18 protein-coding genes are annotated in these 23,685 nt (G+C 29.4%); 15 read left to right on the top strand and 3 right to left on the bottom strand.

What is annotated here, in order from left to right; all coding sequences use genetic code 11:
* Nucleotides 1–11 precede the first annotated feature (11 nt).
* Complete coding sequence (locus QK892_RS02835) at nucleotides 12–422, top strand: Fur family transcriptional regulator (RefSeq protein WP_317272010.1); 411 nt, start codon at nucleotides 12–14, stop codon at nucleotides 420–422.
* Between the two features lie 169 nt (nucleotides 423–591).
* On the opposite strand, the gene QK892_RS02830 is transcribed toward QK892_RS02835, so the two are convergent.
* Together QK892_RS02830 and QK892_RS02825 are read right to left on the bottom strand one after the other, a co-directional pair.
* The gene (locus tag QK892_RS02830; protein ID WP_317272009.1) at nucleotides 592–1,389 is read right to left on the bottom strand and encodes a metal ABC transporter permease; all 798 of its coding nucleotides are present in this window, start codon (nucleotides 1,387–1,389) and stop codon (nucleotides 592–594) included.
* A gap of 21 nt (nucleotides 1,390–1,410) precedes the next feature.
* Nucleotides 1,411–2,070: a metal ABC transporter ATP-binding protein gene (locus QK892_RS02825; RefSeq protein WP_317272008.1), complete on the bottom strand. Its 660-nt coding sequence runs from the start codon at nucleotides 2,068–2,070 to the stop codon at nucleotides 1,411–1,413.
* A 212-nt stretch (nucleotides 2,071–2,282) separates the two neighbouring features.
* On the opposite strand from QK892_RS02825, the gene QK892_RS02820 reads away from it, so the two are divergent.
* The 10 genes from QK892_RS02820 (at nucleotide 2,283) to recJ (ending at nucleotide 17,095) form a co-directional block, all read left to right on the top strand.
* Nucleotides 2,283–2,681: a DUF6762 family protein gene (locus QK892_RS02820; RefSeq protein ID WP_317272007.1), complete on the top strand. Its 399-nt coding sequence runs from the start codon at nucleotides 2,283–2,285 to the stop codon at nucleotides 2,679–2,681.
* Nucleotides 2,682–2,709: 28 nt separating this feature from the next.
* Nucleotides 2,710–4,512, top strand: coding sequence for an oligoendopeptidase F (gene pepF, locus QK892_RS02815; protein WP_317272006.1), 1,803 nt, complete (start codon nucleotides 2,710–2,712; stop codon nucleotides 4,510–4,512).
* A 189-nt stretch (nucleotides 4,513–4,701) separates the two neighbouring features.
* Nucleotides 4,702–5,676 carry a rhomboid family intramembrane serine protease gene (locus tag QK892_RS02810; RefSeq protein WP_317272005.1) on the top strand — a complete coding sequence of 325 codons (975 nt, stop codon included), beginning with the start codon at nucleotides 4,702–4,704 and terminating at the stop codon, nucleotides 5,674–5,676.
* A gap of 91 nt (nucleotides 5,677–5,767) precedes the next feature.
* Nucleotides 5,768–6,391 (top strand): hypothetical protein, encoded by a 624-nt coding sequence (locus QK892_RS02805; protein ID WP_317272004.1) that lies wholly within the window; start codon nucleotides 5,768–5,770, stop codon nucleotides 6,389–6,391.
* A gap of 192 nt (nucleotides 6,392–6,583) precedes the next feature.
* Nucleotides 6,584–7,930 (top strand): NADP-specific glutamate dehydrogenase, encoded by a 1,347-nt coding sequence (gene gdhA / locus QK892_RS02800; protein ID WP_317272059.1) that lies wholly within the window; start codon nucleotides 6,584–6,586, stop codon nucleotides 7,928–7,930.
* 320 nt (nucleotides 7,931–8,250) lie between these two features.
* Nucleotides 8,251–9,636: a glycosyltransferase family 2 protein gene (locus tag QK892_RS02795; protein WP_317272003.1), complete on the top strand. Its 1,386-nt coding sequence runs from the start codon at nucleotides 8,251–8,253 to the stop codon at nucleotides 9,634–9,636.
* A gap of 222 nt (nucleotides 9,637–9,858) precedes the next feature.
* Nucleotides 9,859–11,808 (top strand): DNA gyrase/topoisomerase IV subunit B, encoded by a 1,950-nt coding sequence (locus tag QK892_RS02790; protein ID WP_317272002.1) that lies wholly within the window; start codon nucleotides 9,859–9,861, stop codon nucleotides 11,806–11,808.
* 20 nt (nucleotides 11,809–11,828) lie between these two features.
* Complete coding sequence (locus tag QK892_RS02785) at nucleotides 11,829–14,735, top strand: DNA topoisomerase IV subunit A (RefSeq protein WP_317272001.1); 2,907 nt, start codon at nucleotides 11,829–11,831, stop codon at nucleotides 14,733–14,735.
* A 28-nt stretch (nucleotides 14,736–14,763) separates the two neighbouring features.
* Nucleotides 14,764–15,303: a DJ-1 family glyoxalase III gene (locus tag QK892_RS02780; RefSeq protein WP_317272000.1), complete on the top strand. Its 540-nt coding sequence runs from the start codon at nucleotides 14,764–14,766 to the stop codon at nucleotides 15,301–15,303.
* Nucleotides 15,304–15,313: 10 nt separating this feature from the next.
* Entirely contained in the window at nucleotides 15,314–17,095 is a 1,782-nt protein-coding gene (gene recJ, locus QK892_RS02775; protein WP_317271999.1) for a single-stranded-DNA-specific exonuclease RecJ, read from the top strand.
* Between the two features lie 90 nt (nucleotides 17,096–17,185).
* Here recJ and QK892_RS02770 read toward each other — a convergent pair whose 3' ends face one another.
* Nucleotides 17,186–17,368, bottom strand: a complete 183-nt coding sequence (locus tag QK892_RS02770; protein WP_317271998.1) for an alpha/beta-type small acid-soluble spore protein — start codon at nucleotides 17,366–17,368, stop codon at nucleotides 17,186–17,188.
* 192 nt (nucleotides 17,369–17,560) lie between these two features.
* On the opposite strand from QK892_RS02770, the gene QK892_RS02765 reads away from it, so the two are divergent.
* The 4 genes from QK892_RS02765 to QK892_RS02750 all read left to right on the top strand — a co-directional run bounded on the left by QK892_RS02765 (nucleotide 17,561) and on the right by QK892_RS02750 (nucleotide 23,464).
* Complete coding sequence (locus QK892_RS02765; RefSeq protein ID WP_317271997.1) at nucleotides 17,561–18,637, top strand: undecaprenyldiphospho-muramoylpentapeptide beta-N-acetylglucosaminyltransferase; 1,077 nt, start codon at nucleotides 17,561–17,563, stop codon at nucleotides 18,635–18,637.
* A gap of 164 nt (nucleotides 18,638–18,801) precedes the next feature.
* A complete protein-coding gene (locus QK892_RS02760; RefSeq protein ID WP_317271996.1) occupies nucleotides 18,802–19,227 on the top strand; it encodes a flavodoxin in 426 nt (141 codons plus the stop codon).
* A 178-nt stretch (nucleotides 19,228–19,405) separates the two neighbouring features.
* Nucleotides 19,406–22,918: a pyruvate:ferredoxin (flavodoxin) oxidoreductase gene (nifJ, locus tag QK892_RS02755; RefSeq protein WP_317271995.1), complete on the top strand. Its 3,513-nt coding sequence runs from the start codon at nucleotides 19,406–19,408 to the stop codon at nucleotides 22,916–22,918.
* A gap of 213 nt (nucleotides 22,919–23,131) precedes the next feature.
* Nucleotides 23,132–23,464 (top strand): DUF1292 domain-containing protein, encoded by a 333-nt coding sequence (locus tag QK892_RS02750; protein ID WP_317271994.1) that lies wholly within the window; start codon nucleotides 23,132–23,134, stop codon nucleotides 23,462–23,464.
* The last annotated feature ends 221 nt before the right edge of the window (nucleotides 23,465–23,685 follow it).

The following is a 23,685-nucleotide window of genomic DNA, read 5'->3' as shown; positions in this document are numbered from 1 at the left end:
AGGAGAAGAACATGATCTGGGAAAATTATTTAAAGGAAAAAGGAATTAGGATTACAGCAGGAAGAATTTCTATTTTAAATATAATATCATCTTCAGATAAGGGACTTTCTGCAGAGTGTATATATACTGAGTGTAAAAAACAAAATAATAACTTAAATTTAAGTACTATATATAGAACTTTAGATACATTAGAAGAAAAAGATGTAATAAAGAAAATAAATATAGATGGACCTGCAATATATGTTCTAAAAAAAGAAAATCATAAGCATATTTTAGAGTGCGATGTCTGTCATAAGTGCGTTGAAATTCCATGTCCAATGGAGGAAATTGAGGAAGCTATTAAAGCAAAGGTTGGCTTTAGTTTAACAAAGCATAAGTTAGAGTTAAATGGTATATGTGATGATTGTAAAAAATTCGAATAGAGCTGAAAAAAAATAAAGTATATTTTCTACATATAGAAAATATACTTTATTTTTTATAATTCCGAATGAAATGAGGAATTATTACCTTTAGCTAGTAAGAGAAAAAATATGATGCTAGTGTGACTTGGAGCATGCGACGGAACAGCTAGCATCATATTTTTTCTCTATTTTATTTGGAAGTAATAAATCTTTCTAGAATTATTACTATTATTAAAGTAAATACTGATGTTAGAGCTATTGTACCTCCAGGGGCACTATTAACATAGTAGGATAAAACTAACCCCATCATAATATCAAATATTCCAAAACCTATAGCGGTTAAAAGCGTAGTTTTGAAGCCTTTTTTTAACTGCATAGCTGTAGCTACTGGGACTATCATAATAGATGAAATTACTAAAATCCCCATAACTCTAATTGACATTGAAATAGTTGCACCAACTAATATTGTAAAAATATAATTAATAAGTTTCACTTTTATCCCAGAAGTTTTAGCACCTTCTTCATCAAATGTTATGTATATAAGCTTGTTGTACAAGAATATTAAAGCAATTAAGCAAATTATACCTACTATTAATATTAAAAGTATGTCTTCAGAAGATACTGTTAGTATGCTACCGAATAAAAATGAATTAACTTTGGCAGAAGCCTTTCCGCTACTAATTAGTACAATGGCTATACCTAAGCTGAAAGTTAATACTAAAGACATAACTAGTTCAGCGTATTTCTTATAATATTCTCTTAATAATTCTATAATAATTGCACAGAAAGTAGTAAATAAAAATGCTGTTATTAAAGGGTTAACCCCAATAACTAATCCTATAGCAACTCCTGCAAAGGAAGAGTGGGATAGTGTATCTCCTATCATAGAGTATCGCCTAAGTACTAAAAAAAGACCTATAAAAGGGCAGAGAATAGATATAATAAAGCCGGCTATAAAAGCATTTTGCATAAAATCTAATTGTAACATGTAATCTACCTTTCTTAATAATTAATCATTAAAACTATTTTTTTGATATTCTTTGAATTCACTTACAGTAAATAATTTTATATCTGCATTTTCAATTTTAAGAATATGAGTTGAATTATTTATGGCTATATCTAAATTATGTTCTATTGATATTATAGTTTTTTTATCTTCTTTATTTAATCTTCTTAAAATATTATATATTTCTTTTTGATTATTTTCATCAACACCCGTTGAAGGTTCATCTAATATTATTATATCAGGATTGCCCATTAAAGCACGAGCAATTAAAACTCTTTGTTGCTGCCCACCAGATAACATTCCTAAAAGTCTATTTTTAAAATCTAACATATTAACATCTTTTAGAATTGAATCTATATTAATTAAATTATTTTTTAAAGTTTTTTTATGGCACGATAAAACCTCTTTAACTGTAATTGGAAACTGAGAGTTAAAAGAATCTAACCTTTGAGGTACATAGCCGATAGATTTTGAGTCGATTTCTATACTTCCAGATGAAGGTTTTAATAAACCTAAAATTAATTTTATTAATGTTGTTTTGCAACTACCATTTTCACCAACTATAGATAAATAAATTCCTTGAGGTAAACTTAAATTAATATCATTAAGTATGTATGGTGCTTTATTTGTATATGAAAAACATAGGTTCTTTATATCAATCATTAAATCATCTCCTAAATATTCTAAAATAATTATATATGATAATGCAAATGATTTGCAACAATTACTTTTTTGTATTAATTAATTTATATTAAGTATTTTTTGCTAAATAATTCATTTTCAATCATAGAATAAATACATATATTGCTATATAATATGGATAAAACATATAATATATATAAGAATACAAAAGTGAAGAGTTGGAGGAAATATAAATGGATTTTTCAAGCTTAGTTTTAATGGAAAAAGATAAGGATACAGGATTTATAACAAAAGAGTTAGGAAGCTTTCAAGTTTCTGAGGGAGCTTTATTTGTAAAAAAACTATTTGTAATAAATGGAGAAGTTAATTTAATCTTTGATACAAATAAAGATGTAGAAGAATGGGAATACTCAGCTATATACGACTTATTTAATTACGAATGTTTTGTTAAAGAAGAATTCGAGATAGAGGACGTATTAGATGAATATAATCCAACATTTTTAATAAAATTTAATTATGTAGATGATTATGAGGTTATGAAAGAAAGAATAACTGAGTGTGTAAATCTAATAGAATCATCAATGGAAGATGTATTCAAAGACATTGAAGGAAAGGAAGAAGAATATATATAGAAAGGAGAGCCTAATTTAGGCGGAGGTTATGAGTGATTTAAAGGTATTGAAAAAAAGAGACGAAATAGATGATAAATACAAATGGAAATTAGATAAGATATTTAATAGTGATAATGAATGGGAGGAAGCTTTTAAAAATTTAAAAAAAGAGGCTCCATCACTTAAAGATTTCGAAGGTAAATTAAATAATAAAGAAAATATAAAGGCATTTTTAGATAAATATGTAGATTTAGGAGTTAGAGCTGAAAGCGTATATATTTATGCTCATTTAAAATGTGATGAAGATACTTCAAACTCTAAATATCAAGCCATGATGAATAAAGTTGATGCATATATGGCTGAATATGCTTCTTATACAGCTTACTTTGTTCCCGAAATACTTAGCCAAGATGAAAGTCTTATAAGAGATATAATTAATAATAATGAAGAACTTCAAACTTATAAGTTTATGTTTGAAGATATTTTGAAAGAAAAACCACATATACTAAGTAAATCAGAGGAAGAGCTTTTAGCTTCAGTTTCAGATTGCTTAGATGCACCATCATCTATTCATAATATGTTAACTAATGCAGATATGAAATTTGGAGATATCATAGATGAAGATGGTGAAAAGGTAGAACTTACAGAAGGAAACTATTCTTCATTTATAAAGAGTAAGGATAGAAAGGTAAGAAAAGAAGCTTTTAATACATTATTTGGAAAATATAAAGACTTAGAAAATACTTTTGCAACAACTCTAAGTAGTTCAATTAAAAACTTTAATTTTGGTGCAAAAATAAGAAAGTATAATTCTGCTCTTGAATCATCTTTAAAGCCAAATGATATACCTGTAGAAGTATATAAAAATGCTGTTAAAACTATTGATGATAATTTGAAGTCTCTTCATAGATATGTATCATTAAAGAAAAAATTATTGGGCTTAGATGAAATGCATATGTATGATTTATATGTTCCTGTTATAGAAATACCTAAGGAACACATTGAGTTTAATGAGGCTGTTAATATAGTACTTGAAGGATTACAACCTTTAGGAAAAGAGTATTTAGACATATTTAAATCTGGAGTTCAAGACGGCTGGATAGATATATATCAAAACAAAGGAAAAAGAGGTGGAGCATATTCTTGGGGTGGATACAAAACTATGCCATATGTGCTTTTAAACTATAATTATGAATTGCATGATGTTTCAACATTAGCTCATGAAATGGGTCATTCAATACATTCTTATTACTCAAGAAAAGAACAACCATATATTTATGCAGGTTATACATTGTTCTGTGCAGAAGTAGCATCAACTACGAATGAAGCTTTATTAATTCATCATTTAATAAATAAAGAAGAAGATAAGAATAAAAAATTATATTTAATTAATCAGGAATTAGAGCAAATAAGAACTACAGTATTTAGGCAATTAATGTTTGCAGAATTTGAACTTTATACTCATGAATCATTAGAGAAGGGAATACCATTAACTGCAGAAGATTATAATAAAGCTTGGCATGATCTTAATGTTAAGTACTTTGGTCCAGATATGGTTGTTGATAATGAAATAGATATAGAATGGGCAAGAATACCACATTTCTATTCAGATTTTTATGTTTATCAATATGCAACAGGTTATGCAGCAGCTTCTGCATTTGCTAAAGCAATTCTTGAAGGAAAGGAAGACGATGTTAATAAATATATTGCATTCTTAAAGAGTGGTGGAAGTGACTATCCTATAGAAATTCTAAAAAATGCAGGCGTTGATATGACTACTTCAAAACCTTTAGAAGCTACTATAGAAAGATTTAATGAATTATTAGATATGCTAGATAAAGAGATAAATTAATTATATAAAAAGGGAGATAAATATCATATTCTTTGCGACCTCGTAAACTCCAAGTCGGCATCATATGATATTTATCTCCCTCTAAACTAAAGGAAGGAATTTATAAAAAGTTCACCCTATAAATAACTTTTTATAAATTCCTATTACATTGTGTGAATGCATATTAATTTTTAGGAATGGGGGATATTATTGGAAAAGTTTGAGAAGATATTTTTTAATGTTTTGACTAAAGAAATGAAGTTTTTCATGAAGGATTATTATAGTAATTATAATAATGAAGAAAAGTGGTTAGCCCTTCTAGAGCTTGATAGTGCTTATATTGCTGTTTTAGTTGTGAACGATTCCGAAGAGGATGTAATATATAACGAAGCTAGAGAATATTTGTCAGATACCTTAAATAAACCATTTATAATTAATTTAATAGTACTTACCTCAGGTGATTATATAAGTTACGGAGAAAATTATTATAATAAATTGGTCTTTTCATTAAAGGAAAGAAATGTTATTTATTGTAGTGAAGGTTCAAAAGCTTTTATACCAGTAATAGATTATATATTAAAGGTGGATAATAATAAGAGGAAAGGAATAAAGGAATATAAATACACATATACTATTATTCTAATAAACATAATAATTTTTTTAGTTGAAATAATTAAATCGAGAAATTTTATAGATATAGATATTTATACTTTAGCAGAAATGGGTGCTAAGATAAACTTGTTTATAAATAATGGACAATTCTATAGATTGCTTACTGCAGCTTTCCTACATGGAGGGATAGTACATATATTATTTAATATGAGTGCACTTAATATTATAGGGAGACAAGTTGAAAATGTATATGGAGGTAAGAGATTCTTAATTATTTATTTATTATCAGCACTAGGTGGAAATGTTTTTAGTTACTTATTTAAGCCTGAAAGTATATCAGTTGGTGCATCAGGAGCGGTTTTTGGACTTTTAGGTGCTATGCTTGTATTTGGAATTAAAGAAAGAAAAAAAATAGGTAAGGGTTATGCGAAAAATATATTAGAGACTATAGGTCTAAATGTAATAATAGGAATAACAATACCTAATATAGATAATTTTGCTCATATTGGAGGATTATTAATAGGTTTTGTGATTGCATTTATTTTATTTAATAAGAAATCTTTAATAAGTTAATATTAATTAATCATAAAGAGAGAAAAAAACAAATATTAAATTTAAGTTATAATAGAATAATATAGAGACTTATATTTTAGGAGTGATTATTGTGAAAGAGAAACTTAAAAATAAAGAATTTATTGTTGCAGTAGTATTTACGATAGTATTAATTTTTACTGCAATCTATGCTCTCTATATAGGGAATGGAGAAAAATTATTTAGAATTGCTCTAACTTTTGTAACTATAATATTAGTATATTTATTATATATAAAAAGCTTTCTTAAAGGTTCAAGCATAATTTATTATATTAATATGACTTTTATTTTTTTATCAATGTATTTAGCAAGTGTTTGGAATTTTTATGGAATACCTAATTATGATAAGTTCCTACACCTATTATCTGGAGCTGTAATAGCGATAATTGGATATGTATTATTTATATATTTAACTAATGACATATCTAGAAAGGAAATGAAACCATTAACTTCAGTTATATTTGTAATTCTTTTTGCAACGGCAGCTGCTGGAGTTTGGGAGATTTGGGAATTTACAACTGATTCCCTATTTGGCTTATCTGCACAGAATAACAGCTTACATGACACAATGTGGGATATTATTTGTGGAACCATTGTTGGAATTATCACTGCTATTCCAATTTATATAAATAGTAAAGGTCATAATATAAAATTAATTAATAGGATAATTGATGAAATAGAAAAAAACAGAAAGTAAATTCGAGTTTAGGTGGAAGTCTTATGATTTCCATCATTTTTATATAAATATTTTAAATTTTCTATTTGCAAAAAGTTATAAAAAGCTTTATAATTTTAATAAATTAACAAGAATTTTGAATATTTTAAAAAAATATATCAAAAAATAAACTAATATTGTATCATATACTATATAAATAAAGAGGTGGCAATGTTGTCAGGAAAAGAATATGTTAGCAAAGTAATTAATGAAGTTGAAAAAAGAAACTGTGGAGAAAAAGAATTTCTAGATGCTATTAAGGAGGTTTTAAATTCTCTTGTTCCCGTATTTGACAAGCATCCTGAATATATAGAAGAAGGGATATTAGAAAGATTGGTGGAACCTGAAAGACAAATATTTTTTAGAGTTCCATGGATTGATGATTCAGGCAAAGTGCAAGTGAATAGGGGATTCAGAGTCCAATTTAATAGTGCAATAGGACCATATAAAGGTGGATTAAGATTTCATCCTTCAGTAAATCAAAGTATAATAAAGTTTTTGGGCTTTGAACAAATTTTTAAGAATTCATTAACTGGACTACCTATTGGTGGTGGTAAAGGAGGTTCTGATTTTGATCCGAAAGGAAAATCAGATAGAGAGGTAATGAGATTTTGTCAAAGTTTTATGGCTGAGTTATGTAAGCATATAGGTTTAGATACTGATGTCCCAGCAGGTGATATTGGGGTTGGTGGAAGAGAAATTGGCTATATGTATGGTTATTATAAAAAAATTAGAAATTCGAATGATCAAGGTGTATTAACAGGCAAAGGACTAACATATGGTGGAAGTCTGACAAGAACAGAAGCTACTGGATATGGATTAGTATATTTTACTGAAGAAATGTTAAATGATAATAATTCAAGTTTTAAAGATAAAAAAGTAGTTATTTCAGGATCAGGTAATGTTGCAATATATGCTTGCCAGAAAGCAACAGAATTAGGAGCTAAAGTCGTAGCGCTAAGTGATTCTGATGGATATATATATGATGAAAATGGAATTAATTTAGATATAGTGAAAGAAATTAAAGAAGTTAAAAGAGGAAGAATTAGTGAATACTTAGATAAAGTTCCTAATGCAAAATTTGTAGAAGGATACAGAAGGATATGGGAAGAAAAATGCGATATAGCCCTACCTTGTGCAACACAAGGAGAAATAGATATAGAAGCTGCTAAAATTTTAATAAAAAATGGAGTTCAAGTAGTTTCAGAAGGGGCTAATATGCCAACTAATTTAGATGCTATTGAAGAATTACAAAAGGCTGGAGTTATGTTTGGACCAGCTAAGGCAGCTAATGCAGGTGGTGTTGCTTGTTCAGCACTTGAAATGTCACAAAATAGTATGAGATTATCATGGACATTTGAAGAAGTAGATGCAAAACTTAAGGAAATTATGGTTAATATTTATAAGAATTCTAAAAAAGCTGCTGAGGAATATGGTGATTCAGGAAACATATTAATGGGAGCAAATATTTCAGGATTCTTAAAGGTTGCAGAAGCGATGATGTCTCAAGGAATAGTATAATAATATTGTGTAAATCTCTAAAATAGCAACCCCTATTTTGAGTTTATATTAGAAGCTTTTTATATTAAATTTTAATATAAAAAGCTTCTTCATTTTTTTGTAGGAATTTATTACCGAAATAAGTTTATTATATCTTTAATTATGTAGGATAAAATAATATTAAGAAGCGATTAAAAACGTTGCCAAGATAATATTAATTAAATTTTAAGATTTGTACACTTGATTTTTTACTAGTATTGGAATATATTTAATTTGATGTTAGAGGGAAATTATAAGTAGTAATTTTAGAAGAATACCCTTTATTTTAAGGAGTGGATTAAATGGGAGAAATTGTTTTTGCTGCAACTGCTGTATTTCAATTGGTTGTATTTGCATTAATGATGTATTATTTTATATTAGCTTTCTTCGGATTGAAAAGAAAAAAAGAAAAGAAAAATTATACACCAACTAAAAAATTTGCAATGATAGTAGCTGCTCACAATGAAGAAGTAGTAATTGGTAAATTAATTGAAAGTATGCTGAATCAGAACTATCCAAGGGAACTTTTTGATATTTTTGTAATTGCAGACAATTGTACTGACAATACTGCAAAGATAGCAAGAAAGTATGGTGTGTATGTTTATGAAAGGTTCAATAGTGAACAAAAAGGTAAGGGATATGCACTAGAGTGGATGTTTGATAAAATCTTTAATATGAAAAAGAAATATGATGCAGTAGCAATTTTTGATGCTGATAACTTAGTTTCAAAAAATTGGTGCAGAGAAATAAACTCTAAAATGTTAGAGGGATATAAAGTTGTACAAGGCTACATAGATAGTAAAAATCCTAATGATTCATGGATATCAACCTCATACTCTATAGCATTTTGGACTCAAAATAGAATGTTCCAATTAGCTAGAGCAAATGTTGGACTATCTAACCAAATAGGAGGCACAGGTTTTGCAATAGATTTAGATGTATTGAAAGAATTTGGCTGGGGAGCAACTTGCTTAACTGAAGACTTAGAATTTAGTTGTAAGTTGATACTAAATGATGAAAAAGTAGGTTGGGCTCATGATGCAATTATTTATGACGAAAAGCCATTGTTATTAAAGCAATCTTGGATACAAAGAAGAAGATGGATGCAAGGATTTACAGATGTAGCATCAAGATATTTCTTTAAATTGTTTAAAAAAGGAATTAAGGAAAGAAAATGGTTTGTTTTAGACTGTGCTTTATATGTAATACAACCTTTCTTTACATTAATGATTGGTATATCAACAGTTTTAAGTTTTATCCAAAGTATGATACCAAGTAATATATTTATGATAAATTACATTACTGGAGATTTTATGTTTAAATTTATTTGTGTTACTCAATTTCTAGTTACTCCATTAATGTTAAGATTAGATAAAAAGATATCAGCTGGACTATTCTGGATGATGGCTTTCTATTCATCTAATGTGTTTATATTACCATTATTTACAGCATATACAGATAACTATATGCAAGTATTGTTAATAGATATTATATTTAATGTAGCATTTATATTAGCAACAGCATTATTCTTAGGCAAAAAGAAACTTATAATGTTCTTTAGATTCTTACTATATTCTTTATATACATTAACTTGGATACCAATAACAATTGAAGGTATGCTTAGAAAAAATAATAAAGAATGGAATCCGACAAAGCATGTAAGAAATATTGAAATATGTGATGTTTAATATAAAAGACATAGCCATTTTGCTATGTCTTTTTTTACTTTCAATATATTTTAAATATACTATTTACTTAATTGCGAACATTAGTTTGACTTTTTGAGAATAAAGATTTATATTTTTATTTGTAGTTTAATTATGATAAAATTAAAAAGATTATATTGAGTAGGGATGGTTAAACTAAGCAAAGAACCTTAGTTTATTAATAAAATTATTTTGGAGGTTTGTATGAGCACAGAGTTAGTGAAGGGATATGACGTTACAGATTTAACTTCCTTAGAAAAATTAGAACCGGTTAGAGTAAGACCGGGGATGTATATTGGTTCAACAGGAACAAAGGGGTTACATCATTGTATATGGGAAATTTTAGATAATTCAATAGATGAAATTTCTAATGGCTATGGTAATAAGGCCACCATTATAATAAATAAAGATAAGAGTATAACAATAATAGATAATGGAAGAGGAATTCCAACAGGCATCCATCCAATTAAGAAAAAATCTGGAGTAGAAATGGTCTTTACTGAACTTCATACTGGGGGGAAGTTCAATAATAAAAATTATAAAACTTCTGGTGGATTACATGGTGTAGGAGCGGCAGTAGTAAATGCTCTATCGTCTTGGCTAGAAGTTGAAGTGTGTCAAAATGGGAATATATATAAGCAAAGATTTGAATATGCTTATGATAAAGGACTAAAGAAAGAAATGCCAGGGACTCCTGTAACAAAATTGGAGATAGTAGGCAAAAGTAAAGAGACAGGCACGAAGGTAACCTTTATGCCTGATAAAGAAGTATTTTCTACTATTGATTTTAAAGTTGACATAATAGATGAAAGATTACAAGAATTAGCTTTTCAAAATAAGGGAATTCATTTAGAATTAGTAGATTTAAGAAAAGAAGAAGAATTTAGAAAAGAATATTACTCTGAAAGAGGACTTTTAGATTTTATAGAATATTTAAATGAAAGTAAAACTGCTCTTCATCAAGTGCCAATTTACTTTGAGGGAGAGAAAACAGTTAATAATATTCAGATGTTTGGAGAAGTATGTATTCAATTTACTGATTCAACAACAGAGAATATAGCAAGTTATGTTAATAACATACCTACTACTGAAGCAGGAACTCATGAAACAGGGTTTAAAACAGGGATGACTAGAGCTTTTAAAGAAGGAGCTAAAAAACTTGGACTTATAAAAGAAAAAGATAAAGAGTTCGAGGGTGATGATTTAAGAGAAGGTATGACTGCTATAGTAAGAATAAAAATTACTAATCCAATCTTCGAAGGGCAAACAAAAACTAAGCTTGGATCTGCAGAAGCCTATACTATGATGAATGACTTAACTTATACTAAGTTTATCGAATGGATAGAAGATAATAAAGAAGTAGCTAGTATGATAATTAATAATGCTCTTCAAGCAGCTCAAAGAAGAGAAAAAATTAAAAAAATTAATGAGGCAGAAAAGAAGAAGATAGGTAAAGGAGCAGCGCCACTTGCTGGAAAAGTAGCAGTTTGTACATTGAAGGATAATACTGTTAATGAATTTATAGTGGTTGAGGGAGATTCTGCAGGAGGTTCTGCAAAACAAGCAAGAGATAGAAGATTCCAAACTATTATGCCATCAAAGGGTAAGATAATGAATACAGAAAAGCAAAAGCTTGAAAATGTATTAGCTTCTGAGGAGTTGAAAATATTTAATACTGCCTTAGGTACTGGAACGTTAGATAATTATAAGGAAGAAGACTTAAAGTACGATAAAATTATAATTATGAGTGATGCTGATGTTGATGGATATCATATTAGAACTTTATGGATGACTTATATTTATAGATATATGAGACCATTAATTGCAAATGGACATCTTTATTTAGCACAGCCGCCTTTATATAAGGTTTATAAAAATGTTAAAGGTAAAGAAGTGCACAAGTATGCATATAGTGATGAAGAACTTGAACAGGTTAAGAAGGAAATTGGAAAAGGTGCTCTAATTCAAAGATATAAAGGTCTTGGTGAAATGAATCCAGATCAATTGTGGGAAACTACTTTAAATCCAGAAACTAGAACACTTCTTCAAGTAACTATAGAAGATGCAGCAAAAGCTGAAAAAATGGTTTCTTTATTAATGGGAGATATAGTGGAACCGAGAAAAGCTTATATATATAAATATGGAGAATTTTAGTAAAGAATTGGAGAAGAGATATGGCGAAGAAAGTTAATGAAATACCAAGGGATAATAATATAGTTACAGTTCTTTTAGAAGAAGCAATGCCTGATAACTTTTTGCCTTATGCTATTGAAGTTGCAAAGGATAGAGCTTTACCTGATGTAAGAGATGGACTTAAACCTGTTCATAGAAGAATATTATATGGAGCTTATCAATTAAAGGCTTTCCCAGATAAACCTTATTATAAATCTGCAAGAATAGTTGGTGATATTTTAGGTAAGTTTCATCCTCATGGAGATACATCAGTATATGACGCAATGGTTATTATGGCACAAGACTTTTCTACAAAAGAAACTTTAATAGATGGTCATGGTAACTGGGGTTCAATGGATGGTGATGGCGCTGCTGCAATGAGGTACACTGAGGCTAGACTTGCACCAATTGCTATGGAAATGTTAAGAGATATAGATAAAGATACAGTAGATATGGTACCTAACTATTCTGATAGCGAATTAGAGCCTAAGGTATTACCAAGTAGATATCCAAATCTTTTAGTTAATGGAACTTTTGGAATAGCAGTAGGACTTGCAACTAATATACCACCTCATAACTTAGGAGAAGTTGTTGAAGGGGTACTAGCTTATATTGATAATAATGAAATAACTACAAGAGAATTAATGAATTATATAAAAGGGCCTGATTTGCCTACAGGTGGTATACTTATTGGTGAAAATTCTCTTTTATCAGCATATGAGACTGGAGAGGGAAAGGTAACATTAAGAGCTAAGACAGCAATTGAGAAACTTGAAAATGGAAGACTAGGTATAGTTATTACAGAGTTCCCGTTTAGAAGAAATAAGGCAAGACTTTTACAAACTATTTCAGAAATGACTGGAGATAAAAGGCATGCTAAGGCTTTAGAGTCAATAACAGATATAAGAGATGAATCTGATAGAAGTGGTGTAAGAGCTGTTATAGAATTCAGAAAATCAGCAGATGAGGAATTAGTTGATAAAGTATTAAAATATTTATATAAGAGAACTGATCTTCAATGTAATTTAAGCTTTAATATGGTAGCTTTAGCAGATGGTAAGCCACAAACTATGGGGCTAAAAACTATAATAAAGCATTATGTTAACCACCAAAAGGAAATTGTTACTAGAAGAACTAGAAGAGAATTAGAAATTGCAGAGAAGAGATTCCATATTGTTGAAGGATTTATAAAGGCTATAGATATATTAGATGAGGTAATTAAAACTATAAGAGAATCTAAATCTAAAAAAGATGCTGGAATTAATCTTATAAATAATTTTGGATTCACAGAATTACAAGCAGAAGCGATATTGGAATTAATGTTATACAGATTAACTGGCCTTGAAATTAAGGTGTTCCAAAAAGAACATGCTGAACTTGAGAAAACAATAAAAAGACTTAAGAAGATTCTATCTGAAGAAAAGGAATTATTAAAGGTAGTTAAGAGTGAATTAAATGAAGTAGTCGAAAAGTATGGATCTCTTAGAAAAACACAAATAATAAAAGATGATAGCGAAGCTAAAATTGATGTGGAAGAGTTAATTATTATAGAAGATGTAATGATTACTTTATCAAAAGATGGATTTATTAAGAGAATACCATTAAAGACATACAATAGATTAAATGCAAATCCTGATGATATAGATTATAGAGAAGGTGATGAATTAAAATTATTATTTAGTTCGAACACTGCAGAAACTATAGTCTTATTCACAAATAAAGGAAATATGTATCAAACAAAAGGTATAAATATTCCAGAAGGAAAATGGAAAGATAAGGGTGAGTGGATAGATAGCATTATAAAATCACTTAAGCTAGAGGAAGAGAGTATAGTATATGCAACATCCTTAGCTAGCTTTATGCCAAATAAATATATTCAATTTGTAACTTCAAAAGGTGGAATTAAGAGAAGTTCTTTAGATAAATTCCAAACTAATTACTCTAAACTTCAAGCTTTAAAATTAAAAGATAGTGAAGAAGTAATAGATGTAATTATATTAAATGAAGATGAAAATAAAGAATTTATAAACTTTGAAACTAAAGAAGGGTTAAGTTTTAATATTCAAATACCTTATATTGAAGATTCTCCAAGAAATATATTACCTGTATCGATGTTTAATTTACCTTCAAGAGATGAAGTTATTAAAGTTGAATATATAGAAACTATGGAGTTTAGAGAATTCAATATAGGAATAACTTCAAAAGGAAACATAAAAGCCTTTAATTCAATTAAGAAAAGTGATAGCTTAAAGGTAAGCACAAACTCTTTAAGTGACATATTACTATTCACAAATATGGCAAAGGTGTTTAAGGTTTCTGCATTCATATTATCAGGGGTAGATAAGGGAGAAATTCCTTTAAATAAGATAATTGATAATCTAGAAAAAGGTGAAAAAATTATAAAATTAATGTCTATTAATTCTTATAATGATAATGAATTTATATATTTCTTTACTAAAAAAGGAATGGTAAAAAAGACTTATTTAAAAGAATTTGAAGGTAATTATTTATTACAACCTTCATATAAATTTAAATATGATAGTGATGAGTTAATTTCTATAGAAAAATATAATGAAAATGATGTAGAAATGATAATAATAACTAAAAAGGGAATGGGAATTAAGTTTTTATCAAATAACATAAATCCAATGGGTAAAATAGCTTCAGGTGTAACTGGAATTAGCTTAAGAGAAGGTGATGAAGTTATTTTTGGAAAATTAATAGGTAGTGTTGATTCTAGTGCTATGAATGAAGTAGCTATTACATCTAGTGATATAATAACTTTAGTTAGTAAGAATAAAGAAAGAAAAGAAGTATCACTAGATGAAATTAAACTTCAAAATAGAGCAGGTAAGGGTAGTAGTATAATGACAATAGTATTAGATGACGAAATTAAAGATATAATATAAGAATAATAAAGTTTGGGAGGTAATTTAAATGAAGGTTGCTGTTTTATTAGCAAATGGTTTTGAAACCTTAGAAGGTTTAACAGTAGTTGATATCTTAAGAAGAGCAGAAGTAGAGTGTTATACTTTTGCATTAGAAGGCAATGAAGTAACTACATCTCATAATATAAAAATTAAAGCTGATAAAAATATTATGGATGAAGAAATTGAAAATTATGATTTTATAGTTTTACCTGGAGGTATGCCTGGTTCAACAAACTTAAGAGATAGTGAAAGAGTTATTGAATTAGTTAAAGAATTTAATAACGATGGGAAATGGGTTTGTGCAATTTGTGCAGGGCCAATTGCTTTAGGAAAAGCAGGAATAAGTGAGGGGAAAAAAGTAACTTGTTATCCTGGCTTTGAAGATGAGTTAGGGAATTGTGATTATAAAGAAGAGTTAGTTGTTGTAGATGGTAATATTATTACAGGAAGAGGTCCAGCAGCGGCCATCCCTTTTGCTTTTGAGATATTGTCTAAGATTTCAGAGGAAAAAGCTGATAAAGTTAAGAAGGCAATGTTATTTAAATAATAGGTGTAATATGAAAGAAAATTGGATATTAGTAAATAAAAAAGAGAGCTTTTTAAAGCTCTCTGAATTTTTAGATGAAAACCCATTAGTTCTTAGATTATTAGCTAATAGAGGAATAGATGATATAAATTTAGCTAAAAGATTTTTAACGGGAACTATAGAAGACCTTTATGATGGATATCTTATGAAGGATATGAAGAAGGGCGTAAGCATTATAAAGAAAGCGATTTTAAATAATAAGAAAATTATTATTTATGGAGATTATGATTGTGATGGAGTAAATAGTACAACTATTTTATATAAAGCTCTAAAAGCTGTTGGAGCAAATTATAGCTATTACATTCCTAATAGAGAAGAAGAAGGCTATGGTATGCATAGTGGAAGAATAGAAAAGCTTCACGAAGAAGGTTATGAAGTCATATTGACTTGTGATAATGGTATCTCAGCTTTTGAACAGGTAGAACTTGCTAAGAGTCTTGGGATGGAGGTTGTAATTACTGACCATCATGATATACCAATTAGAGAAGATGAAAATGGAGTTTTAAAAGAGCAAGCGCCTAAGGCTGATGCTGTGATAAATCCTAAACAAAAAGATTGTTATTACCCTTTTAAAATGTTATGTGGAGCAGGGATTACTTTAAAGTTTTCAAAATGCTTGTTTGATGAATTTAATATAGATGATGATAAATTCTTAGATTTATTTCAATTTGCAGCCATTGCTACAGTATGTGATGTAGTTGATTTAGTGGATGAAAATAGAATTATAGTTAAAAAAGGATTAGAGCTATTAAATGAAAGTAAAAACTATGGAATTGAAGAGTTAAAAAAGGCTACTTTATTAAATAACAAGAAAATAGAAGAGTATCATTTAGGTTTTGTTATAGGACCTTGTATCAATGCTACTGGAAGATTAGAAACAGCAGATTTATCAGTTGAATTATTAATTACAGAAGATAGAGAACGAGCTAAAGTTTTAGCAAATCAATTAAGTGAACTAAATACAATAAGACAGGATCTGACTAAGGATAGTACTGAGAGAATAATTAACAGAATAGAAGTAGAAAAGGATAAATCTGATAAAGTTATAGTAGTATATGATGAAAATGTTCATGAAAGTATTGCAGGGATAGTCGCAGGAAGAGTTAAGGAAAAATATAATATGCCTTGTATAGTTTTAACCAAAGGTAAGGAAATGCCTAAGGGATCAGCAAGATCAATAGAAGGCTATAATATAACTCAAGAGCTTAGTAAGTGTTCTCGTCTAATTGAAAAGTTTGGTGGCCATCCAATGGCGGCAGGATTATCAATAAAAGAGGAAAATATAAATGAATTAAGAAGAGAATTAAATGAAAATTGTATTTTGACTGATGAAGATTTAGTACCAGTTGTAAAAATAGATTTGCCTCTAAGTTTAAATTATTTAGATGAGGAGTTAATAGATACAATAGAGGCTCTAAGGCCTTTCGGGAAAGGAAACCCTAGTCCACTATTTGCTGTTAAAGATCTTTTAATAGAGAGAATGTGGTTATTAGGAAAAGAGAAGAACTTTTTAAAGCTTAGGTTTAGTTTTGATATAAATGGTAGCAAGATATTTATAGATGGAATAAGTTTTGATAAGTTTGAGAGCTTTAAAGAAGAAGTAATTAATAAATTTGGTGAAGATAAATTTATAGAAGCTTGCAATACTAGTTACTTAAATTTAAGGGCAGATCTTATTTATTATCCAAGTATAAATGAATTTAACGGAAATAGAAATATTCAACTAAACATCAAAAATATTAGATTAAAATAGTAAATAATATTAAAAGAAGAGTTGCCTTAATATGATTAAATCATATTAGGGCAACTCTATTTATGAATTTAATGGTCTAATAATATAAGACTATTTTATAGTATTTTCATATTGTTCAACCATTCTCTTAACCATTTCTCCACCAACGCTTCCGCATTGCTTTGAAGTAAGGTCTCCATTATAATCAGTGAAAGGAACTCCCATTTCACTAGCTACTTCATTTTTGAATTTAGCTAAACCATTTTTTGCTTCTGGAACTAACTTTGTTGCCATATTATTTACACCTCCTTTTCATCTTTGTAACTATAGCTTGTGCATTTTTTTTAGAAATATAATATGAAAGTTTAGGAAATAGGACATAATAGTGGTAGGATAATTTTAATATAAAATTTTAAAATAACATTAAATTGAAAATGATTATATGATATATTGAAATAGTATTTATGTTTTGAAAGGAGTGGTTCTATGAGTAAATATAAAATAATAATGACCGGAGGGGGAACTGCTGGACATGTTACTCCTAATTTAGCTTTAGTGCCAGGGCTAAAAGAAAAAGGTTTTGATATAAAGTATATTGGAAGTAAGGATGGAATTGAAAAAGAAATCATAGGTGATGCAAAGATACCTTACTATGAAATATCGTCTGGTAAATTAAGAAGGTATTTTGATATAAAGAATTTTTCTGATCCATTTAAAGTAATGAAGGGCGTCATAGAGGCTAAAAAAATATTAAAAAAAGAAAAGCCAGATGTGATATTTTCAAAGGGTGGTTTTGTAGCTGTTCCTGTAGTTATAGCAGCATCAATGAAGAAGATACCAGTGATTTCTCATGAATCAGACTTAACACCTGGACTTGCAAATAAGTTATCTGCGCCATTTTGTACTAAACTATGCGTTACTTTTAGAGAAAGTTTAAAGTATATAAAAGAGGATAAAGGGATTCTAACTGGAACTCCTATTAGAGAAGAAATATTAAATGGAAGTAAAGAAAAGGGAATATCACTATGTGGTTTTAAAGATAATAAAGAAATACTACTTGTTATAGGAGGAAGTTTAGGAGCTAAAAGCATTAATGAAGCTGTTAGAAACAATTTAAATGAACTTCTTAAGTCTTATAATATAATTCATATATGTGGCAAAAATAACTTAGATAAGAAATTGATTGGTACAAGTGGTTATCTTCAATTCGAATATGTAAAGGAGGATTTACCGCATTTATTAAAAGCTTGTGACTATGTAGTATCAAGAGCAGGTGCAAATGTTATTTTTGAATTATTAGCATTAAATAAACCAACTTTATTAATTCCTTTATCTAAGAAAATAAGTAGAGGGGATCAGATATTAAATGCAAATTCATTTAATAAAGAAGGATATTCACTTGTATTAGATGAAGATGAAATGATAGAGGATGAAAAAAGGCTAATTATAAAACTTAAAGAACTTAAAAATAAAAAAAATATTTTACTTGAAAATATGAGAAAAAGTAATGTTAAAAATGGCGTTGAGTCAATCATAGAAGTAATAATAAATAGTATTAAGTAAATAAAATGAAAATTTATTAAATTGATAGTATAATATTGTAGCAATATGGGACATAGAAAACTTGCAAAAAAAAAATAGTGTTATATAATAAAAGGGTAAGTGTAAAAATAGGTAATATATATCCAAAAGATGACTTTTTTAGTCAAGGATGAGGTGATGTATTAATGAAAAAAATTTCTATTATTTATTGGAGCAATGGGGGGAATGTTGAAGTTCTTGCAAATTCAATAGCTGAAGGTTCTAAAATCAATAATGCAGCAGTAAACATTAAATATGTTAGTGATGCAACACTTGAAGATGTTACTGAAGCAGATGTGGTTGCCTTTGGAAGCCCTTCAATGGATAATAATAGGATTGAGCAACATGAGATGGAACCATTCATAAACCAATTTAAATTGCTACCAAATAATCAAAAGAAAATAATATTATTTGGATCATTTGGATGGGATGATGGTAAATTCATGACAGATTGGGTTCAACGCATGAAAGATTATGACTTTGATGTTGTTGGAAGCATCGCCGTTAAGGAATCTCCAAGTGATGAAGATTTGAAAAAAGCTAAAGAACTTGGCGAGGAATTGACAAAATAAATAATTCTTTTAGGGTATAAAGACTTTTAAGTAGTACTTATATAGGGGTTAAGTACTTAGACTTCGATGAAAGAATTTAATCTTTTCTTACTAATAATTCATTCTTAAATTTTAAATACAGTTAAAAAGCTGTATTTACGTATTAAATTTTATATATAAGGAAGAGAGGTCAAATACGATGAGAAAAATGAAAACTATGGATGGTAATACGGCTGCGGCTCATATATCTTATGCATTTACTGAAGTAGCTGCAATATTCCCGATAACACCATCTTCACCTATGGCAGAACATGTTGATGAATGGTCTGCACAAGGAAGAAAAAACATATTTGGTCAACCAGTTAAGGTTATGGAAATGCAATCAGAAGCAGGAGCAGCTGGTGCAGTTCATGGATCTTTACAAGCTGGTGCGTTAACAACAACATATACAGCATCTCAAGGCTTACTATTAATGATTCCAAATATGTACAAAATTGCTGGTGAAATGCTTCCAACAGTATTCCATGTATCAGCAAGAGCTTTGGCAACATCTTCATTAAGTATATTTGGAGATCACCAAGACGTTATGGCTGCAAGACAAACTGGTTTTGCTATGCTAGCAGAAGGATCAGTACAAGAAGTTATGGATTTAGCTGCAGTTGCACACTTAACTTCAATAAAGACTAGAATACCTTTCATGAATTTCTTTGATGGATTTAGAACATCACATGAAATCCAAAAGATAGAAGTTTTAGAATATGATGAATTAGCTAAATTAGTTGATAATGATGCTTTAGATGGATTTAGAAAGAGAGCATTAAACCCTAATAGCCCAGTTACTAGAGGTACAGCTCAAAATCCAGATATCTATTTCCAAACTAGAGAATCTGTAAATAGATTCTACGACGATATTCCAGAAGTAGTAGAAAGCTACATGGCTGAAATTACTAAATTAACAGGAAGAGAATATCACTGCTTCGATTACTATGGAGCACCAGATGCTGATAGAATAATTGTTACAATGGGTTCTTCAACTGATGTTACTGAAGAAACAGTTGATTACTTAAATGGAAGAGGAGAAAAGGTTGGTTTAGTTAAAGTAAGACTATATAGACCATTCTCTGCAGAAAGATTATTAAAGGTTATACCAGCTACAGTTAAAAAGATAGCTGTTTTAGATAGAACTAAGGAACCAGGTTCAATAGGTGAACCATTATACCTAGATGTTAAGAGTGCATTCTATGGAAGAGAAAATGCTCCAGTTATAGTTGGTGGAAGATATGGACTAGGTTCAAAAGATCCAAACCCAACAGATATTGCTTCAGTATTTGCTAATCTTTCTAAGGAAACTCCAAAAGATGGATTTACAATTTCTATAGTTGATGACGTGACTAACACTTCATTAGAAATAGTAGAAGATATTGATGCATCTACAGAAGGTACAAAAGCATGTAAGTTCTGGGGATTAGGATCAGACGGTACAGTTGGTGCTAATAAGAGTGCTATTAAGATTATCGGAGACCATACTGATATGTATGCTCAAGGATATTTCTCATATGACTCAAAGAAATCTGGTGGTATAACTGTATCACACTTAAGATTTGGTAAGAAGCCAATTAAGTCACCATACTTAGTTGATAAAGCTGATTTTGTTGCTTGCCACAACCAAGCTTATGTATATAAATATGATGTATTAGAAGGCTTAAAGAAGAATGGTAAATTCTTATTAAATACAATCTGGACACCAGAAGAACTAAATGAAAAATTACCAGCTGAAATGAAGAGATATATTGCAGAAAACAATATTGAATTCTATACATTAAATGCTGTTAAGATAGCACAAGAAATTGGACTTGGTGGAAGAATCAACATGATAATGCAAGCTGCATTCTTTAAGATTGCTAACATTATACCAGTTGAAGATGCTGTTAAGTACTTAAAAGATGCTGTTGTATCATCATATGGTAAAAAAGGTGAAAAAGTTGTTAATATGAACTTTGCGGCTATAGATAAAGGTGTTGAAGCTATAGTTAGAGTTGAAGTTCCAGCTGATTGGAAAGATGCTAAGGAAGAAGCGAAAGAAGATAGAAGCGATATTCCAGCATTCATAAAGAACATTGTTGAACCTATAAATGCTCAAAAGGGATTTGATCTTCCTGTATCAGCATTTACTGGAATGGAAGATGGTACATTTATGCCAGGTACTGCTGCTTATGAAAAGAGAGGTATCGCAATCAATGTTCCAGAATGGCAACAAGACAAGTGTATTCAATGTAACCAATGTGCATATGTTTGTCCACACGCAGTTATAAGACCATTCTTATTAAATGAAGAAGAAAAGACAAATGCACCAGAATCATTTAAAGTTGTACCTGCGAAGGCATTAAGAACAGAAGAACCAACATTCTACAGTATTAGTGTTACTCCATTAGACTGTACAGGATGTGGAAACTGTGCTCAAGTATGTCCAGCACCAGGTAAGGCATTAATAATGAAACCAATAGAAACTCAAGAAGAGCAAATTGAAGCTTGGGAATATGCTGTTAATGATGTAAAACCTAAGAAGAACCCAATGAACAAGAATACTGTTAAAGGTAGCCAATTTGAGAAACCATTATTCGAATTCTCAGGAGCATGTGCTGGTTGTGGAGAAACTCCATATGCTAAGCTTGTAACTCAATTATTTGGAGATAGAATGATGATAGCTAATGCTACTGGATGTTCATCAATCTGGGGAGGTTCAGTACCAGCAACTCCATATACAGTAAACGATGAAGGACATGGTCCAGCTTGGGCAAATTCATTATTTGAAGATAATGCTGAATTTGGATTAGGTATGTTCTTAGGAGTTAAGGCTATAAGAGAAAGAATAGCTGATAACATGACTAAGGCTTTAGAAACAGAAGTTTCAGAAGATATTAGAATAGTACTTCAAGACTGGTTAGATCACATGAACAGTGGAGAAGGTACTAGAGATAGAGCAGATAGAGTAATAGCAGTATTACAAAATGTTGATGCTGACTTTGCTAGAGAAATCTTAAAGGATAAAGAATTCTTAGTTAAGAGATCTCAATGGATATTCGGAGGAGACGGATGGGCATATGACATCGGATACGGTGGATTAGACCACGTTCTAGCTTCTGGTGAAGATGTAAATGTACTTGTATTTGATACTGAAATTTATTCAAATACAGGAGGACAATCTTCTAAGTCAACTCCAACTGCTGCAATAGCTAAATTTGCTGCATCAGGTAAGAAGACTAAGAAGAAAGACCTTGGAATGATGGCTATGACATATGGTTATGTTTATGTAGCACAAATTTCAATGGGAGCTGATAAGAATCAAACTCTAAAAGCAATAGCTGAAGCTGAAGCTTATGATGGTCCATCATTAATCATTGCTTATGCTCCATGTATAAGCCATGGTATTAAGAATGGTATGGCAAACAGCCAAGATGAAGCTAAGAGAGCTGTTGAAAGTGGATATTGGGGATTATACAGATATAACCCAAGCCTAATTGGAACTAAGAATCCATTCTCATTAGATTCTAAAGAACCAAAATTAAGCTTTAGAGAATTCTTAATGGGAGAAGTAAGATATGCTTCACTTGCAAAAGCATTCCCAGAACAAGCAGAAGCTTTATTTGAAAAGACAGAAAAAGATGCTATGGAAAGATTAGCAAACTACAAGAGATTATCACAACAACAATAGTTTAAAATAAGGAGCTATTTAGCTCCTTATTTTTTTATTTAAGTAAATAAATGGAGAGATTTTAAACAATCTAGCCTTAAATTAGATAATATATATAATGAAATATTATTTATTATAAAAATTAATAAGAAATTTAAATGTTTTACTTTTAATTTTTATTAATTAAGGGTAGAATTAAATAGAGTAATAATCTCATTAAAGGAGGATTATAAAATGGATAATGAAAATAAATGTGGATTAAATGAAGAAGAAACTACATGTGGATGTGGTCATGATCATGATCATGTACATACTGATGAATGTGGATGCGGAGAAGATCATCACGAACATTTCGTAGTAGATTTAGAAGATGAAAATGGAAATGTAATCTCTTGTTCTATAATAGATGCATTTGAATTTGAAGAAAATGAATATATTTTAGCTCAAGATCCTAATGAGGATTCAGTATACTTATTTAGATCATTAGAAGATGGAGAACTAATAATTCCAGAAGAAGATGAATTTGAGAGAGTATCAAAATTCTACAGTGAAGAATTAGGAGAATAAGAATTATAAAAGGCACGATAGTGTCTTTTTTTATTTTCCATCAAAATAAAAAGTTAATATTACATATAATTTTTAGCATTCTTGCTTTAGTTTTGAAGTGTCAATATGTAATTTTACTGCGACTTGGAGTGAAGCGACTGAGTAAATAAGAAGAAAATTATAGTGATAGATTATATGATTACAGATAATATTTTTAATTCTGAATGAAATGAAGAATTATT

This window comes from Clostridium lamae (assembly GCF_033043255.1).
Lineage (GTDB): Bacteria > Bacillota > Clostridia > Clostridiales > Clostridiaceae > Clostridium > Clostridium lamae.
Note: the sequence above shows the minus strand (reverse complement) of the source record. Positions and strands in the feature narration are given on the sequence as shown.

Bases quoted from the DNA above. Each gene is read 5' to 3' on its own strand.
- QK892_RS02835 (WP_317272010.1), top strand. From the start codon at position 12: ATGATCTGGGAAAATTATTTAAAGGAAAAAGGAATTAGGATTACAGCA.
- QK892_RS02830 (WP_317272009.1), bottom strand. From the start codon at position 1,389: ATGTTACAATTAGATTTTATGCAAAATGCTTTTATAGCCGGCTTTATT.
- QK892_RS02825 (WP_317272008.1), bottom strand. From the start codon at position 2,070: ATGATTGATATAAAGAACCTATGTTTTTCATATACAAATAAAGCACCA.
- QK892_RS02820 (WP_317272007.1), top strand. From the start codon at position 2,283: ATGGATTTTTCAAGCTTAGTTTTAATGGAAAAAGATAAGGATACAGGA.
- pepF (WP_317272006.1), top strand. From the start codon at position 2,710: ATGAGTGATTTAAAGGTATTGAAAAAAAGAGACGAAATAGATGATAAA.
- QK892_RS02795 (WP_317272003.1), top strand. From the start codon at position 8,251: ATGGGAGAAATTGTTTTTGCTGCAACTGCTGTATTTCAATTGGTTGTA.
- QK892_RS02790 (WP_317272002.1), top strand. From the start codon at position 9,859: ATGAGCACAGAGTTAGTGAAGGGATATGACGTTACAGATTTAACTTCC.
- QK892_RS02785 (WP_317272001.1), top strand. From the start codon at position 11,829: ATGGCGAAGAAAGTTAATGAAATACCAAGGGATAATAATATAGTTACA.
- QK892_RS02780 (WP_317272000.1), top strand. From the start codon at position 14,764: ATGAAGGTTGCTGTTTTATTAGCAAATGGTTTTGAAACCTTAGAAGGT.
- recJ (WP_317271999.1), top strand. From the start codon at position 15,314: ATGAAAGAAAATTGGATATTAGTAAATAAAAAAGAGAGCTTTTTAAAG.
- QK892_RS02770 (WP_317271998.1), bottom strand. From the start codon at position 17,368: ATGGCAACAAAGTTAGTTCCAGAAGCAAAAAATGGTTTAGCTAAATTC.
- QK892_RS02765 (WP_317271997.1), top strand. From the start codon at position 17,561: ATGAGTAAATATAAAATAATAATGACCGGAGGGGGAACTGCTGGACAT.
- QK892_RS02760 (WP_317271996.1), top strand. From the start codon at position 18,802: ATGAAAAAAATTTCTATTATTTATTGGAGCAATGGGGGGAATGTTGAA.
- nifJ (WP_317271995.1), top strand. From the start codon at position 19,406: ATGAGAAAAATGAAAACTATGGATGGTAATACGGCTGCGGCTCATATA.
- QK892_RS02750 (WP_317271994.1), top strand. From the start codon at position 23,132: ATGGATAATGAAAATAAATGTGGATTAAATGAAGAAGAAACTACATGT.